This window comes from Burkholderia sp. HI2500 (assembly GCF_002223055.1).
Taxonomy (GTDB): domain Bacteria; phylum Pseudomonadota; class Gammaproteobacteria; order Burkholderiales; family Burkholderiaceae; genus Burkholderia.
In genome coordinates, this window is sequence record NZ_NKFL01000006.1 from 2,967,401 (window position 1) to 2,983,445 (window position 16,045).

General features: G+C 68.9%; 12 protein-coding genes. 4 read left to right on the plus strand and 8 right to left on the minus strand.

Features of this window, described 5'->3' with window-relative positions:
* Positions 1-32 precede the first annotated feature (32 nt).
* Positions 33-2,015, minus strand: coding sequence for a propionate catabolism operon regulatory protein PrpR (gene prpR, locus CFB45_RS31140; RefSeq protein ID WP_089428837.1), 1,983 nt, complete (start codon positions 2,013-2,015; stop codon positions 33-35).
* Positions 2,016-2,185: 170 nt separating this feature from the next.
* On the opposite strand from prpR, the gene prpB reads away from it, so the two are divergent.
* The 4 genes from prpB to prpF all read left to right on the plus strand — a co-directional run bounded on the left by prpB (position 2,186) and on the right by prpF (position 8,402).
* Complete coding sequence (gene prpB / locus CFB45_RS31145; protein ID WP_039349639.1) at positions 2,186-3,079, plus strand: methylisocitrate lyase; 894 nt, start codon at positions 2,186-2,188, stop codon at positions 3,077-3,079.
* 260 nt (positions 3,080-3,339) lie between these two features.
* Positions 3,340-4,512, plus strand: a complete 1,173-nt coding sequence (gene prpC / locus CFB45_RS31150; protein ID WP_043181158.1) for a bifunctional 2-methylcitrate synthase/citrate synthase — start codon at positions 3,340-3,342, stop codon at positions 4,510-4,512.
* Positions 4,513-4,590: 78 nt separating this feature from the next.
* Positions 4,591-7,185, plus strand: a complete 2,595-nt coding sequence (gene acnD, locus CFB45_RS31155) for a Fe/S-dependent 2-methylisocitrate dehydratase AcnD (protein ID WP_089428838.1) — start codon at positions 4,591-4,593, stop codon at positions 7,183-7,185.
* A gap of 26 nt (positions 7,186-7,211) precedes the next feature.
* The gene (prpF, locus tag CFB45_RS31160) at positions 7,212-8,402 is read left to right on the plus strand and encodes a 2-methylaconitate cis-trans isomerase PrpF (RefSeq protein ID WP_089428839.1); all 1,191 of its coding nucleotides are present in this window, start codon (positions 7,212-7,214) and stop codon (positions 8,400-8,402) included.
* Positions 8,403-8,459: 57 nt separating this feature from the next.
* Here prpF and CFB45_RS31165 read toward each other — a convergent pair whose 3' ends face one another.
* The 7 genes from CFB45_RS31165 to CFB45_RS31195 all read right to left on the minus strand — a co-directional run bounded on the left by CFB45_RS31165 (position 8,460) and on the right by CFB45_RS31195 (position 15,957).
* A complete protein-coding gene (locus CFB45_RS31165; RefSeq protein WP_089428840.1) occupies positions 8,460-9,398 on the minus strand; it encodes an alpha/beta hydrolase in 939 nt (312 codons plus the stop codon).
* A gap of 33 nt (positions 9,399-9,431) precedes the next feature.
* Entirely contained in the window at positions 9,432-10,586 is a 1,155-nt protein-coding gene (locus tag CFB45_RS31170) for an acyl-CoA dehydrogenase family protein (protein ID WP_089428841.1), read from the minus strand.
* A 38-nt stretch (positions 10,587-10,624) separates the two neighbouring features.
* Positions 10,625-11,947, minus strand: coding sequence for an MFS transporter (locus CFB45_RS31175; RefSeq protein ID WP_089428842.1), 1,323 nt, complete (start codon positions 11,945-11,947; stop codon positions 10,625-10,627).
* A 10-nt stretch (positions 11,948-11,957) separates the two neighbouring features.
* The gene (locus tag CFB45_RS31180; RefSeq protein ID WP_089428843.1) at positions 11,958-13,010 is read right to left on the minus strand and encodes a porin; all 1,053 of its coding nucleotides are present in this window, start codon (positions 13,008-13,010) and stop codon (positions 11,958-11,960) included.
* Positions 13,011-13,092: 82 nt separating this feature from the next.
* The gene (locus CFB45_RS31185; RefSeq protein WP_089428844.1) at positions 13,093-13,893 is read right to left on the minus strand and encodes an enoyl-CoA hydratase/isomerase family protein; all 801 of its coding nucleotides are present in this window, start codon (positions 13,891-13,893) and stop codon (positions 13,093-13,095) included.
* Complete coding sequence (locus CFB45_RS31190; RefSeq protein WP_089428845.1) at positions 13,890-15,110, minus strand: CaiB/BaiF CoA transferase family protein; 1,221 nt, start codon at positions 15,108-15,110, stop codon at positions 13,890-13,892. Before CFB45_RS31190 ends, CFB45_RS31185 begins: the two co-directional genes overlap by 4 nt.
* 64 nt (positions 15,111-15,174) lie before the next feature.
* Positions 15,175-15,957: a crotonase/enoyl-CoA hydratase family protein gene (locus CFB45_RS31195; RefSeq protein ID WP_089428846.1), complete on the minus strand. Its 783-nt coding sequence runs from the start codon at positions 15,955-15,957 to the stop codon at positions 15,175-15,177.
* Between the last annotated feature and the right edge of the window lie 88 nt (positions 15,958-16,045).

Consider the following 16,045-nt stretch of genomic DNA (forward strand, 5'->3'; position numbering starts at 1 on the left):
TCGGCCCGTTCACTGCGCGGCAACCGCCCTGGTTATTTCACCGACAGCTTCCGCCACAGTGTCGTCTTGCTGATGCCGAGCATCGCGCACGCGCGGTCGCGGTCGCCGCCGCATGCGTCGAGCACCGCGCGGATCTCGTCGGCTTCCGCGCGACGGCGGCGCGCGTGCAGTGTCTGCGCGTCGTCGCTGTCGGCCGCATCGGGTGGTGCTGCGAACAGCTCGGGTGCGATCGCCTGCAGCGCGTCGGGATCGAGCGCGCCGCACGCGGCGGCCGGATCGCTTTCATCGGCTTCCTCGGCCAGTTCCACCGCGATCCGCTCGATCACGTTCTGCAGTTCGCGCACGTTGCCGGGCCACCGGTAGCGTACGAGCGCAGCCTGCGTTACGCCGAGCACGCGTGTGGCATCGGCGGCGTCGCGCAGACGTTCGGCGAGGCGCGGTTCGCGTCGTGCAGCCTGCACGAGCAGCGTGGCCGCGAGTGCGGGGATGTCGGCGGCGCGCTCGCGCAGCGGCGGCAGGCCGACATTCAGGATGTTGAGCCGGTAATAGAGATCCGCGCGGAACGTGCCGGCCTCGACGGCCGCGAGCAGCGGCCGGTGCGTCGCGGCGATCACGCGCACGTCGATGCGGATCGGCTCGGTCGAGCCGAGGCGGATCACCTCGCGCTCCTGCAGCACGCGCAAGAGCCGGCTCTGCAGCGACGGCGGCATCTCGCCGATCTCGTCGAGAAACAGCGTGCCGCGGTGCGCGGCTTCGAACAGGCCGGTCTTGCCGCCGCGCCGCGCACCGGTGAACGCGCCTTCCTCATAGCCGAACAGCTCGCTCTCGAGCAGCGCTTCCGGAAACGCGCCGCAGTTGACCGCGACGAACGGGTAGCTGCGCCGCGCGGACAGCGCGTGCAGGCTTTGCGCGATCATTTCCTTGCCGGTGCCGCTTTCGCCGAGCACGAGCACGGTCGCGTCGGATTTCGCGTAACGGCGCACGAGATCGCGCACGCGCGCCATCGGCGCCGATGCGCCGACCACGTCGTCGAGCGCATAGCGCGCGGCGAACTGCTGCATGGTGGGCTGCGAGCGCAGCGCGCGGTCGAGCCGTTCGACCGCGCGCGATTCCTGGAACGTCAGCACGCTGCCCGACGTGACGCCGCGATCGACGAGCGGCCCGCGATGCACGACGTAGCGCACGCCGCGCACGGTCGCGAGCGCGTCACCGTCCTCGCCGCGCAGCGTGCGCAGCTCGGGCCGCAGGTCGACGAGCGCGCGGCCGACGGCCGCCGCGGGTTCGACCCCGAGCGCCGACGCGAGCCGCTCGTTGATCGCTTCCACACGGCCGCGCGCGTCGAGCGCGACCACGCCGTCGCGCAGATGCTGGAGCAGGTTGTCGAGCCGCTGGCGGCGGAACGCCTCGGCATGTGTCGCATACGCGACTTCGAGTGCCGTATCGACGGCCTTGCGTACCGATGCGTGCGAATACAGGAACACCGCGCCCATGCCGGCGCTGGCCGCGAGATCGGTGACGAGGCCGGGGCCGACGATCGTCTCGATGCCGCGGTCGTGCAGGTCGTGCACGCAGGCTTCCGCTTCCTGCGCGGACTGATATGACGCAAACTGCACGTCGAGGCCGTACGCGGCGACGAAGCGGCGCACTTCGGGCGGCGTTTCCCCGGCGCTGACGAGCGCGATCCGCGACGCGTCGCGCCGGGCGCGTGCCAGCGCCTGCATCACGTCGAAACCGGTCGGCGACACGACCACCACCGGCACCTGCGCACGCGTCTTCAGGAACCCGCCGTTCGAGCCGGCCGCGACGATCACGTCGGGCCGCGCGGTGCCGGCCTCGGCGATCGCGCTGAGCGCGTCCTCATAGGCGCGCGTCACGATGCGCACGTCGGCGCGTTCGTCGAATTCGCCGGCGATCTCGCGAAACAGATCGCGCAGGCGGCTGATGCCCATCGCCCAGATGCGCGGGCGCGCCGCGCGATCGGCCGGGCCGACGGGCTTGGTCGAGGAGAGGTCCATGGCGGTCGATTATGCGCGCGCGATTTCATTTTTGAAACATGAAATTGCTGAATTGAAATCGCCGGGCACTTCGACGCCCGTGCCGGTTGCTTAAGAATCAGTGGGTTAGCGACGTGGCGCGAGCTGGCCCGGTCCTTGCTGTTGATGGTCGTTCCTTCAGGAGGCCGTTCATGAGCAATACGCATCTTCAGAGCGCCGGCGCGAAATTCCGCGCGGCAGTCGCGGCGGAGCAGCCGCTGCAGGTGGTCGGCGCGATCACCGCCTACGCAGCCAAGATGGCGCAGGCCGTCGGCTTCAAGGCCGTGTACCTGTCGGGTGGCGGCGTCGCCGCGAACTCGCTCGGGATCCCCGACCTCGGCATCAGCACGATGGAAGACGTGCTGATCGACGCGAACCGGATCACCAACGCGACCGACCTGCCGCTGCTGGTCGACATCGATACCGGCTGGGGCGGCGCGTTCAACATCGCGCGCACCGTGCGCTCGTTCATCAAGGCCGGCGTCGCGGCCGTGCACCTGGAAGACCAGGTCGGCCAGAAGCGCTGCGGCCACCGTCCGGGCAAGGAAGTCGTGCCGATCGAGGAAATGGTCGATCGCGTCAAGGCGGCGGTCGATGCGCGCACCGACGACCAGTTCGTGATCATGGCGCGCACCGACGCCGCCGCCGCCGAAGGGATCGACTCGGCGATCGAGCGCGCGGTGGCCTATGTCGAAGCCGGCGCGGACATGATTTTCCCGGAAGCGATGAAGACGCTCGACGACTACCGCCGCTTCAAGGCCGCCGTGAAGGTGCCGATCCTCGCGAACCTGACCGAATTCGGCTCGACGCCGCTGTTCACGGTCGACGAGCTGCGCGAGGCGAACGTCGATATCGCGCTGTACTGCTGCGGCGCGTATCGCGCGATGAACAAGGCCGCGCTGAACTTCTACGAGACGGTGCGCCGCGACGGTACGCAGAAGGAAGCCGTGCAGACGATGCAGACGCGTGCCGAGCTGTACGACTTCCTCGGTTATCACGAATACGAGCGCAAGCTCGACGAGCTGTTCGCGCAGGGCAAGAAGTAACGCGCCCGCGCGCCGGGACGCGATTCCGGAGAGCGTTGCATGGGGCTGGATCAGGTGCTGAAGCGCCGAATCCGGCCGACAGCTTTGCATCGGTCGGGCCTTGTGCCGTGGCGCCGGTTCAACCGACAGCCTTGCATGGGGCCGCACCAGGCGCTAAAGCGCCAAGTCCGGCCGACCGCGAAGCATGGGGCCGGACTAAGCGCTGAAGCGCCAAGTCCGGCCGACAGCCAATATCCCGATACACATTGGAGAGCAGAAACATGAGCGAGACGAAAGACGCAGCAGCACCGGCCGCCGCAGGCGCATTCAAGCCGAAGAAGTCGGTGGCGCTGTCGGGCGTGACGGCCGGCAACACGGCGCTGTGCACGGTCGGCAAGACCGGCAACGACCTGCACTATCGCGGCTACGACATTCTCGACGTCGCCGAGTCGTGCGAATTCGAGGAAATCGCGCACCTGCTCGTGCACGGCACGCTGCCGAACCTGACCGAACTGGCTGCGTACAAGACCAAGCTGCGCGCGCTGCGCGGCCTGCCGAGCGCGCTGAAGGCCGCGCTCGAGCAGATCCCGGCGTCCGCGCACCCGATGGATGTGATGCGCACGGGCGTGTCGGTGCTCGGCACCGTGCTGCCGGAGAAGGACGACCACAACCTGCCGGGCGCGCGCGACATCGCCGACCGCCTGATGGCGTCGCTCGGCTCGATGCTGCTGTACTGGTATCACTTCTCGCACAACGGCAAGCGCATCGAGACGGAAACCGACGACGACTCGATCGGCGGCCACTTCCTGCACCTGCTGCACGGCAAGACGCCGTCGAAGTCGTGGGTCGAGGCGATGCACACGTCGCTGATCCTGTACGCAGAGCACGAATTCAACGCGTCGACGTTCACCGGCCGCGTGATCGCGGGCACGGGCTCGGACATCTATTCGGCGATCACCGGCGCGATCGGCGCGCTGCGCGGCCCGAAGCATGGCGGCGCGAACGAAGTCGCGTACGAGATCCAGAGCCGCTACAGCTCGCCGGACGATGCGGAAGCCGACATCCGCCGCCGCGTCGAGAACAAGGAAGTCGTGATCGGCTTCGGCCACCCGGTCTACACGATCTCCGATCCGCGCAACAAGGTGATCAAGGGCGTCGCGCACAAGCTGTCGAAGGAAGCGGGCGACCTCAAGCTGTACAACATCGCCGAGCGCCTCGAATCGGTGATGTGGGAAGCGAAGAAGATGTTCCCGAACCTCGACTGGTTCAGCGCGGTGTCGTATCACATGATGGGCGTGCCGACCGCGATGTTCACGCCGCTGTTCGTGATCTCGCGCACGTCCGGCTGGAGCGCGCACATCATCGAGCAGCGCATCGACAACAAGATCATCCGCCCGAGCGCGAACTACACCGGTCCGGAAGACCTGCAGTTCGTGCCGATCGAAAAGCGCTGACATGCCCACCGTGCACGCCGGCCGCCCGCGTGACGGGGGCGGGCGTGCGCCGGACGCCATACCCGAGTTCCCCACACCATGAATACCGCCAACCGCAAACCCCTGCCCGGCACGTCGCTGGACTATTTCGACGCGCGTGCCGCGGTCGAAGCGATCGCGCCCGGCGCCTACGACACGCTGCCGTACACGTCGCGCGTGCTCGCCGAAAACCTCGTGCGCCGCTGCGATCCGGCGATCCTTGCCGATTCGCTGAAGCAGATCATCGAGCGCAAGCGCGAACGTGATTTCCCGTGGTTCCCGGCGCGCGTCGTGTGCCACGACATCCTCGGGCAGACCGCGCTCGTCGATCTCGCCGGCCTGCGCGACGCGATCGCCGACGGCGGCGGCGACCCGGCCAAGGTGAACCCGGTCGTGCCCGTGCAGCTGATCGTCGACCACTCGCTCGCCGTCGAATGCGGCGGCTTCGATCCGGATGCGTTCGCGAAGAACCGCGCGATCGAGGATCGCCGCAACGAGGATCGCTTCCACTTCATCGAGTGGACCAAGAAGGCGTTCGAGAACGTCGACGTGATCCCGCCGGGCAACGGCATCATGCACCAGATCAACCTCGAGAAGATGTCGCCGGTGATCCAGGCGCAAGACGGCGTCGCGTATCCGGACACCTGCGTCGGCACCGACAGCCACACGCCGCACGTCGACGCGCTCGGCGTGATCGCGATCGGCGTCGGCGGCCTCGAAGCGGAGAACGTGATGCTCGGCCGCGCATCGTGGATGCGCCTGCCGGACATCGTCGGCGTCGAGCTGACCGGCAAGCGCCAGCCCGGCATCACCGCGACCGACGTCGTGCTCGCGCTGACCGAGTTCCTGCGCAAGGAAAAGGTGGTCGGCGCGTACCTGGAGTTCCGCGGTGAAGGCGCGGCGAGCCTCACGCTCGGCGATCGCGCGACGATCTCGAACATGGCGCCCGAATACGGCGCGACGGCCGCGATGTTCTTCATCGACGGCCAGACGACCGACTACCTGCGCCTCACCGGCCGCAGCGACGAGCAGGTGAAGCTCGTCGAGACCTACGCGAAGGCGGCCGGCCTGTGGGCCGATACGCTGAACGATGCGCAATACGAGCGCACGCTGACGTTCGACCTGTCGAGCGTCGTGCGCAACATGGCCGGCCCGTCGAACCCGCACAAGCGGCTGCCGACGTCCGATCTCGCCGCGCGCGGGATCGCCGGCCAGTGGGAAGAGAAGGCGGGCGAGATGCCCGACGGCGCGGTGATCATCGCCGCGATCACGAGCTGCACGAACACCAGCAACCCGCGCAACGTGATCGCGGCGGCCTTGCTCGCACGCAACGCGAATGCGCGCGGCCTCACGCGCAAGCCGTGGGTGAAGAGCTCGCTCGCGCCCGGCTCGAAGGCGGTCGAGCTGTACCTGGAAGAAGCGAACCTGCTGCCCGAACTCGAGAAGCTCGGCTTCGGCATCGTCGCGTTCGCGTGCACGACCTGCAACGGGATGTCGGGCGCGCTCGACCCGAAGATCCAGCAGGAGATCGTCGATCGCGACCTGTACGCGACGGCCGTGCTGTCCGGCAACCGCAACTTCGACGGCCGCATCCATCCGTATGCGAAGCAGGCGTTCCTCGCATCGCCGCCGCTGGTGGTCGCGTATGCGATCGCCGGCACGATCCGCTTCGACATCGAGAAGGACGTGCTCGGCCACGACCAGGACGGCCAGCCCGTCACGCTGAAGGACATCTGGCCGACCGACGAGGAGATCGATGCGATCGTCGCGTCGAGCGTGAAGCCCGAGCAGTTCCGCAAGGTTTACGAACCGATGTTCGCGCGTAGCGCCGATGCGGGCGAGCGCGCGGCACCGCTGTACGAGTGGCGCGCGCAGAGCACGTACATCCGCCGTCCGCCGTACTGGGAAGGCGCGCTGGCCGGCGAGCGCACGCTGCAAGGCATGCGCCCGCTCGCGGTGCTCGGCGACAACATCACGACCGACCACCTGTCGCCGTCGAACGCGATCCTGCTGGACAGCGCGGCCGGCGAATACCTCGCGAAGATGGGCCTGCCGGAAGAAGACTTCAACTCGTACGCGACGCACCGGGGCGACCACCTGACCGCGCAGCGCGCGACCTTCGCGAACCCGACGCTGATCAACGAGATGGCGATCGTCGACGGCGCGGTGAAGAAGGGCTCGCTCGCGCGCGTCGAGCCGGAAGGCAAGGTCATGCGGATGTGGGAGGCGATCGAGACGTACATGAAACGCAAGCAGCCGCTGATCGTGATCGCCGGCGCCGACTACGGCCAGGGCTCGTCGCGCGACTGGGCGGCGAAGGGCGTGCGGCTCGCGGGCGTCGAGGCGATTGCCGCCGAAGGCTTCGAGCGGATCCACCGCACGAACCTGATCGGCATGGGCGTGCTGCCGCTCGAGTTCAAGCCGGGCACGAACCGGACGACGCTCGGCATCGACGGCACCGAGACCTTCGACGTGATCGGCGAGCGCACGCCGCGCGCCGACCTGACGCTCGTGATTCATCGCAGGAACGGCGAGCGCGTCGAGGTGCCGATGACGTGCCGGCTCGATACGGCCGAGGAAGTGTCGATCTACGAAGCGGGCGGCGTGCTGCAGCGCTTCGCGCAGGACTTCCTCGAATCGTCGCAGGCGGCTTGATCGCGTCACACAGGGATAACGCACACATGGCTCACACTCTTCAAATCAGGATTCCCGCGACCTACATGCGCGGCGGCACCAGCAAGGGCGTGTTCTTCCGGCTGCAGGACCTGCCGGACGCCGCGCAGGCGCCGGGCGCCGCGCGCGACGCGCTGCTGCTGCGCGTGATCGGCAGCCCCGATCCGTACGGCAAGCAGATCGACGGGATGGGCGGCGCGACGTCGTCCACCAGCAAGACGGTGATCGTGTCGAAGAGCACGCGGCCCGGCCACGACGTCGACTACCTGTTCGGCCAGGTGTCGATCGACAAGGCGTTCGTCGACTGGACCGGCAACTGCGGCAACCTGTCGGCGGCGGTCGGCCCGTTCGCGATCAGCGGCGGGCTCGTCGATCCGTCGCGCGTGCCGCGCGACGGCGTCGCGACCGTGCGGATCTGGCAGGCGAACATCGGCAAGACGATCGTCGCGCATGTGCCGGTGACGAACGGCGCGGTGCAGGAGACGGGCGATTTCGAGCTGGACGGCGTCACGTTCCCGGCGGCCGAAGTGCAGCTCGAATTCATGGACCCGGCCGCCGAGGAAGAAGGCGCGGGCGGGTCGATGTTCCCGACCGGCAACCTCGTCGACGATCTCGCGGTGCCGGGCGTCGGCACGCTGAAGGCGACGATGATCAACGCGGGCATTCCGACGATCTTCGTCGAAGCGGAAGCGATCGGCTATACGGGCACCGAGCTGCAGGACGCGATCAACGGCGATGCGAAGGCGCTCGAGAAGTTCGAGACGATTCGTGCGCACGGCGCGCTGCGCATGGGCCTGATCGACACGCTCGATGAAATCGCGACGCGGCAGCACACGCCGAAGATCGCGTTCGTCGCGAAGCCGGCCGACTACGTCGCCTCGAGCGGCAAGCGCGTGAACGCGGGTGACGTCGACCTGCTGGTGCGCGCGATGTCGATGGGCAAGCTGCACCACGCGATGATGGGCACGGCGGCGGTCGCGATCGGCACGGCCGCGGCGATCCCCGGCACGCTCGTCAACCTGGCGGCGGGCGGCGGCGAACGCAACGCGGTGCGCTTCGGGCATCCGTCGGGCACGCTGCGCGTCGGCGCGGAAGCGCAGCGCGAGAACGGCGAGTGGACCGTCACCAAGGCGATCATGAGCCGCAGTGCGCGCGTGTTGATGGAGGGCTGGGTGAGGGTGCCGGGCGACGCGTTCTGAGCGTAGCCGGTTGAGCGGTACGGATGCGGGCGGCTTCGGCCGCCCGCGTCGTTTTCATCATCCGTGCAGGAACCGGCGCAGTGCATCGTGGCTGAGGCGGCGCGCCGTTTCGGACACGCGCGCGCCGGGCACGATGTCGAAACCGTGCACGCCGCCGGGGAGCACGTGCAGTTCGGTCGGCACGCCCGCGCGAAGCAGGCGCTGCGCGTAGTCGAGATTTTCGTCGAGGAACAGGTCGAGCGAGCCGACCGACAGGAACGCGGGCGGCAGGCCGTCGAGCCGCGTGGCGCGTGCGGCGGCGGCGTACGGCGACACGCCGTCGACGCCCGGCGCGTGACCGAGCAACGCGCTCCAGCCGAACCGGTTGTTGGCCGCATGCCAGACGAACTCGCCGGCATGCGGATGCGACGCACGCGTGCAGGTGCGATCGTCGAGCATCGGATAGATCAGGTGCTGGAACGCGAGCCGGTATTCGCCGCGGTCGCGTGCCAGCAGCGCCAGCGCGGCGGCGAGCCCGCCGCCCGCGCTTTCGCCTGCCACGCCGATCCGCGCCGCGTCGATGCCGAGTGCATCGGCGTGGCGGAAGACCCACGCGAGCGCGGCGTAGCAGTCCTCGATCGCGCCGGGAAACACGGTTTCCGGCGCGAGGCGGTAGTCGATCGAGATCAGCGCGCAGCCGAGCTGCGTCACGAGCGACCGGTGCACCGCCTCGAGATCCTTCGCCGCGCCGCGCACGTAGCCGCCGCCGTGCATGTGGACGATCGCCGGGAGCGGGCGTGCGCCGGCCTCGGGCAGATAGACGAGGACCGGGACGTCCGGCGCGCCGGCGGGGCCGGGCACCGCGCGGTGTTCGAGCGTGCTGCCGGCGAGGTCGGGCGGTGGCAGCGGCAGCACGCGTTCGCGCGACTGTGCGAGGTTGTCGGCGCTGAGCGTGACGGTCGGCCAGGCCGCGAGCAGCGGGCGGATTTCAGGATCGACGAGATGCAGGGTATCCAACGCATGGCTCCATCGTGACGGTGGGTCGCGCGATCACAGCACGCTGCGCGCGACGACCCAACGGTGTACCTCGGTCGGGCCCTCGAAGATGCGCATCAACCGCGCTTCGCTGGCCATCTGCTGTAACGGCATTTCCTTCGTCATGCCCATCGCGCCGAGCGTCTGCATCGCGTGATCGATGACGCTCGATGCCATTTCGGTCGCGAACACCTTGACCATCGAGATCTGCGTGCGCGCGTCCTGCCCGGCATCCACGCGCGCGGCCGCTTCGTAGGTCATGAGGCGGCACGCGTGGATCTGCGTGAGTGCGTCGGCGACCCACCACTGGACAGCCTGGCGTTCCGCGAGCGGCACGCCGAAGGTCGTGCGCTGCTTCGCATGGTCGCACAGCATCGCCACCGCGCGCTCGGCGCGGCCGATGCACCAGGCGGCCATCTCCAGCCGCCGGTTCGCGAGCCGGGCCTGCATCGGCGCGAAACCGGCGCCTTCCCGGCCCAGCAGTTGCGCGGCGGGAAGGCGGCAGTTCTCCAGCACGATTTCATACGTGGACAGCCCGCCGATCATCGGGATCCGGCGTTCGATGACGAAGCCCGGCGTATCGCGGTCGACGATGAACGCCGACATGCCGCCGCGCTTGCCCTTGCTTCGATCGGTGAGCGCCATCACGATCGTCCAGTCGGCTTCGGTCGCATGGCTGATCCAGATCTTGCGGCCGTTCAGCACCCAGCTGTCGCCGTCGCGCACGGCCGTCGTGGACAACGCGCCCGGATCCGAGCCGGCGCCCGGCTCGGAGATCGCCATCGCGGCACGCGTGACGCCGCGTGCGTACGGATCGAGATAGCGCGCGCGCTGCGCGTCGTCGGCCACTTCGCACAGCATCCGCAGGTTCGGCGAGTCCGGCGGCAGGATGTACGGGGTCACGGTCGCGCCGATCGCTTCGTTCACGCCGACCATCGCGACGGCCGGCAGGTCGGCGCCGCCTGCCTCGAGCGGCGCGTCGAGCCCCCACAGGCCGAGCTGTCGCGAGCGCTCGTCGAGGTGCGCGCGCTCGTCGTCGAGCAGCCCGAAGCGCTGGCCGTCGGCCTCGCGCGCCATCACGGCCGCTTCGAGTGGAATCAGTTCGTCTTTCACGAAGCGTGCGACGAGGTCCCGGATCATCCGGTGGTCGAGTTCGAGGTCGAAATTCATGAGGGTCGATGAGAGTGAGGGAGGAACGGCCGACGCGGTCAGCTCGCGTCCGGACGAGACGATGCGCGGGTGCGCAGCGTGAACAGCAACGCGATGGCGCCGGCTGCGAGCAGCGCGGCGTTGAAATAGAGTCCGCCGCGCATCGACCCGGTGGCCGTGTTGAGCACGCCCATCAGGAACGGACTCGCGAATCCGCCGATCGCGCCGGACATCGTGATCGCCGCGATCGCGACCGCCATCGAGCGCTTCGGCAGCGCGAGCCCCGGCAGCACCCAGAACGCCGGTAACGCCGCGGCGTGCGTCGCGACCGCGACGCAGAGGGCGATCATCATGTGTGTCGTGCCGGTCACGCGCGCCAGCCCGGCGAGCGCCGCTGCGCACGCGATCATCGCGATCGCGCCATGCCCGCGCCATTCGCGCCGGCGTTCGGTGCGCCAGCCCATCCCGAGCATGCCGACGATGCCGCACAGGTAGGGCAGCGCGGACAGCAGCCCGATCTGCATCGCGCCATGCAGGCCGCCGCGATGCAGGATCACGGGCATCCAGAACACCAGCGCATAGCCGGCGGCCGCGATCGCGAAATTGGCCGCGCACAGCAGCCAGAAATCGCGCTGCGCGAGCAGCGGGCGGGCCATGTTCGCCTCCGGCGTGCCGGCTTCGGCCTGCGTATGCGCGGCGCGCAGCGCGGCCTTGTCGGCGTCCGACAGCCAGCGTGCGTCGTCCGGCCGGTCGTCGAGAAACCGCAGCGCGACGAAACCGAGCACGCTGCTCGGCAGCCCTTCCACGAGGAACAGCCATTGCCAGCCGCTCAGGCCCGCGGCGCCGTCGAAGTACGACAGGATCGCGCCCGACACGGGGCCGGCGATCATCCCCGCGAGGTACAGCGCGGTCATGAAGAGCGCGAACGCCTTCGCGCGCTGCTGCGGCGGATACCATGCGCCGAGATAGAACAGGATGCCGGGGAAGAAGCCGGCCTCGAACACACCCAGCAGGAAGCGGCACGCGTAGAACTGCGCGGGCGTCGTGACGAACATCGTCGCGGCCGAGCCGAGCCCCCACAGCACCATGATCCGGGCGATCGTCCTGCGCGCGCCGATCCGCGCAAGCAGCGCGTTGCTCGGAATCTCGAACGCCATGTAGCCGATGAAGAAGATGCCCGCGCCGAGCCCGTAGACGGCGTCGGAGAAGTGCAGCTCGGCCGCCATCTGCGCGTGCGCGAAGCCGATGTTGATTCGGTCGATGAACGACAGCGTGTAGCAGAGGATCAGGAACGGCAGCAGCCGGCGCGAGATCCGGCGGTAGAGCGCCGGCGTCGCACCATCGTCGGCGGCGGCCGGGTGGGTCGAAAGGGTCGGGGTCATGAGCACTCCGTCAGAAGCGGTGAACGAGGCCGAGCGCGAACACCTGCTCGGTGCCGCCCGGTTGCGGCTGCAGGCCGACGACGACCGTGTTGCGGGCGTTGCCGGCGTTCTTCATGAAGAGATAGCGTGCGTAGAGCGACGTCCGCTTCGACAGCGGGTGGTCGTACCCGATGCCGAGCGCGGTCGCGTCGTTCGCCGAGCCTTTCACGTCGCGGCGCACGACCGAGACGAGCACGCGATCGAGCGCGCCGACGTCGATCGACGCACCGGCGCTCGCGGTCGAGAACGCAGGCAGGTTGCGCGCCGTGCTGACGCCATAGAGAAACGCGGCGTACAGCTTGACGTGCGCGAATGCGTAGTTGGCCGCGAACACGTAGTGGCGGGTCGTCGACGGGGAGACGACGGGCGCCAGGTTGCCGGCCGACGTGTCGCCCTGGAAGCCGGCGCCGACGTAGAGCCCGCCGATCCGGTACTGGAGTCCCGCGCCGTAGTTGCGGCCGGCCTGCGTGGACAGCGCGTTCGGCGTCGGGAAGCCGTACGTGGCCATCACGCGCAGGCCGTTCCAGTCGGGGCTCAGGTATGACACCGCCTGGTTGAAGCGCGGAATCGGCGGCGTCGTGTTGGCGGTGATCGTGTCCGTCGACGTCGCGAGCAGCGCGAGCGGCGACAGCCGTTCGTTGAGCCCGAACGGATCGCCGTCATAGACGACGTAGAACGATGGCGTGTATTGCCGGCCGAGCCGGAGGTCGCCGTAGCGCGTGTTCTGCAGCGCGACATAGGCCTGCCGGTAGAACAGCGTGCCGCCCTGGAACGACCCGTCGGCCGGCGAGAAGCCGCTTTCCAGCACGAACTTCGTCGACGTGCCGCCGCCGAGATCCTCGACGCCCGTCAGCCCGAACCGGCTCGTCGACGAGCCGCCGCCGCTTTGCCGCACGCTCGACAGGCTGCCGACGCGATCGAATTCGACGTAGCTGTCGACGATCCCGTACAGCGTGACCGACGACGCGTGCGCCGATGTGGCGCATAGCACGCACACGCCGACCAGGAATGCTTTCCGTTGCATGAAGGTGTCTCCGTTCCATGTTTTTTGCGCGCCCGCGTTCTGGGAGCGGTTGCGTGCGCTTTGTCGCCGTGCTGCGTCGGGCTCAGCGTCCCTTGAACACCGGCTTGCGTTTCTCGAGGAACGCGCGGGCGCCCTCGAGCCGGTCTTCGCTCGCATAGACGTCGGGGCCGACGTCGAGCCGCAGCGCGGCGGCCACCGGCAGCCCCTGGCTGCGGGTCGCGGTTTCCTTGATGCGGCGGATCGTGAGCGGCGCGTTCGCGGCGATCGTCTGCGCGAGTTCGCGCACGGTGTCGTCGAGTGCGGCGCCGGGGACGACGCGGTTCAGCAACCCGGCGCGCTGTGCCTCGTCCACGTCGAAGCGGCGGCCCGTGAACAGCAGCTCCATCGCGATCGCGCGCGGCAGCAAGCGCGGCAGCAGCACGCTCGCGAAGTTCGCGCCCATGCCGACGCGCGCTTCGGGCAATGCGAAGTACACGTGGTCGGCGGCGATCCGCAGGTCGCACGCGAGCGCGATCTCGAAGCCGCCGCCGATCGCGTAGCCGTTGATCGCCGCGATGGTCGGCTTGCGCAGCTCGAGGATCAGCTCGTGCACGTTGCGTGCGAGCCCGCGCATCGGCTGCATGCCGCGTATCTCGGGGTCGCCGAGATCGACGCCCGCGCTGTACGCGCGTTCGCCCGCGCCGCGGATCACGATGACGCGGATCGACGGGTTGTCGTCGAGCGTGACGAGTTCGTCGCACAGCCGCCGGATCGCTTCGGCGGACAGTGCATTGGCGACGTGCGGACGATGGATCGTCAGCCACGCGATGCCGCTGTCGTCGTTGCGCAGGATCGACGGGGCGTCGTCGCCCGTCAGCGAAGAGAGCGAGCCGGATGGGGTCATGACGCGCTTCCGGTGGCGTCCGCACGCGTGTCGTGGAGCACACCCGCCTGCCGCAGCGCGTCCCGGTGCGCCGCGTCGATGCCGAGCGCGTCGAGCACGGCGTCGGTGTCGGCGGCGAACGGCTGGGGCGGCCGGCGTATCGATCCGGGCGTGCGGGAAAGTTTGGCGGGGACGCCCGCGCCGGTGTACGTGTCGGTCTTGACGAACATCGCGTTGTGCGTGGCTTGCGGGTGGCCGAACGCATCGGCGACGGTGTTCACCGGGCCCGTCGCGACGCCGGCGTTCAGCAGCCGCTCGACGATGTCGTCGGCATGCAGTTCGGCGGTCAGCTGGCCGAGCAGCGTATCGAGCGCATCGCGATGTGCGACGCGCTTCGCGTTGGTCGCGAACCGGGGATCGCGCGCCAGCTCGGGCACGCCGAGCGTTTCGACGAGCCGCGCGAACGTGCGGTTGTTGCCGGCGCCGGTCGAGATCGGCTTGTCCTTGCACGGATAGACGCCGTACGGCGCGATCGCGGCATACACGTTGCCGGTCGCGACGGGCACGTCGCCGGTCGCCATCCAGGTCGTGCTGACCGGATGCAGCATCGACAGCGCGGTGCTGAACAGGTCGATGTCGACGTGCTGGCCGAGTCCGGAGCGGATCCGTTCGACCAGCGCGAGCAGGACGCTCGACACGGCGCTCAGGCCCGCCGCGTAGTCGACGACCGGGAACGGCACCTTCAGCGGCATGCCGCCCGGCTCGCCGTTGATCGACATGAAGCCGGCGAGACCCTGCGCGACGGCGTCGTAGCCCGGAAACCGCGCCAGCGGGCCGTCGGTGCCGTATCCGGAGATCGAGCAGTGGACGAGGCGCGGGAAGCGCTCGCGCAGGCAGTCTTCGTAGCCGATGCCCCAGCGTTCGAGCGTGCCCTGCTTGAAGTTGTCGATCAGCACGTCGGCCGTGTCGAGCAGGCGGAACAGCACGTCGCGCCCGTCCGGATGCGACAGGTCGAGCGCGAGATTGCGCTTGTTGCGGTTGAGCCCCCAGTAGTAGCTGGAGATGCCGCTCGGCATCGCGGGCCCCCAGTCGCGCGTTTCGTCGCCTTGCGGCGGTTCGATCTTGACGACGTCCGCGCCGTGGTCGGCGAGCGTCTGCGCGCAGAACGGCCCCGCATAGACGCGGCTCAGGTCGACCACGCGCACGCCAGCGAGTGCGCCTTCGTGACTGCTTGTCATGACGATGTTTCCTTCGATGTGGGATTCGGCTGGCCGGCACGCCGGCATGCGATGCGTCGCGGATTCAACCGCGCGCGGCGAACAGGGCGTTCACGGCTTCGCGGTGTTCGGGGGTGGCGTGCGCGAACGCCTGGTACGACGCCGACAGGTCGAGCAGCGTGTCGAGGCTCGCGTGGCGGCCTTCGCGCAGCAGCCGCTTGGTCAGGCGCAACGCGGTGCCCGAATGCCGGGCGATGCGGCCGGCCAGTTCAAGCGCGTGCGCAAGGAGGTCGCCATCGGGAACGACACGCGATACGAGCCCGCAGCGCAGTGCCGCCTGTGCGTCCAGCGCATCGCCCGTGAACGACATTTCCGCGGCGACGGCGGCGCCGACGATCTGCGGCAGGAACCACGCGCCGCCGTCGCCGGGCACGAGGCCGAGGGCGATGAAGCTTTCGGCGAAGCGGGCGCGTTCGGCGGCGATGCGGATGTCGCACATGCACGCGAGATCGGTGCCGGCGCCGATGGCCGGGCCGTTGATCGCCGCGATGGCCGGCACTTCGAGGTGCTGGAACGCGTGTGCAATGCGCTGGATGCCGCGGCGATAGCTGGTCCGTATCGCGGCGAGGTCGTGCTGGTCCGATTCCATGAACGCACGCATCGCCTTCACGTTGCCGCCCGACGAGAACGTCGTGCCGGCACCGGTCAGCACCAGCACGCGGATCGATTCGTCGCGGTTCGCGTCGTCGCAGCATTCGGTCAGTGCGTCGATCGCATCGTTGTCCGAAATGGCGTTGCGTGTTTCCGGACGGTTCATCGTGACGGTCAGGATCGGTCCCTGCCGTTCACGGATCAGAAAGGCTGTCATGGTGTCTCCGAATGTTCCGTGCCGCGCGACTTCACGCCGCGGGCCGAAGCCTAGTATCGTCACGACGGTTGGCGGCGGGAAATTCCGT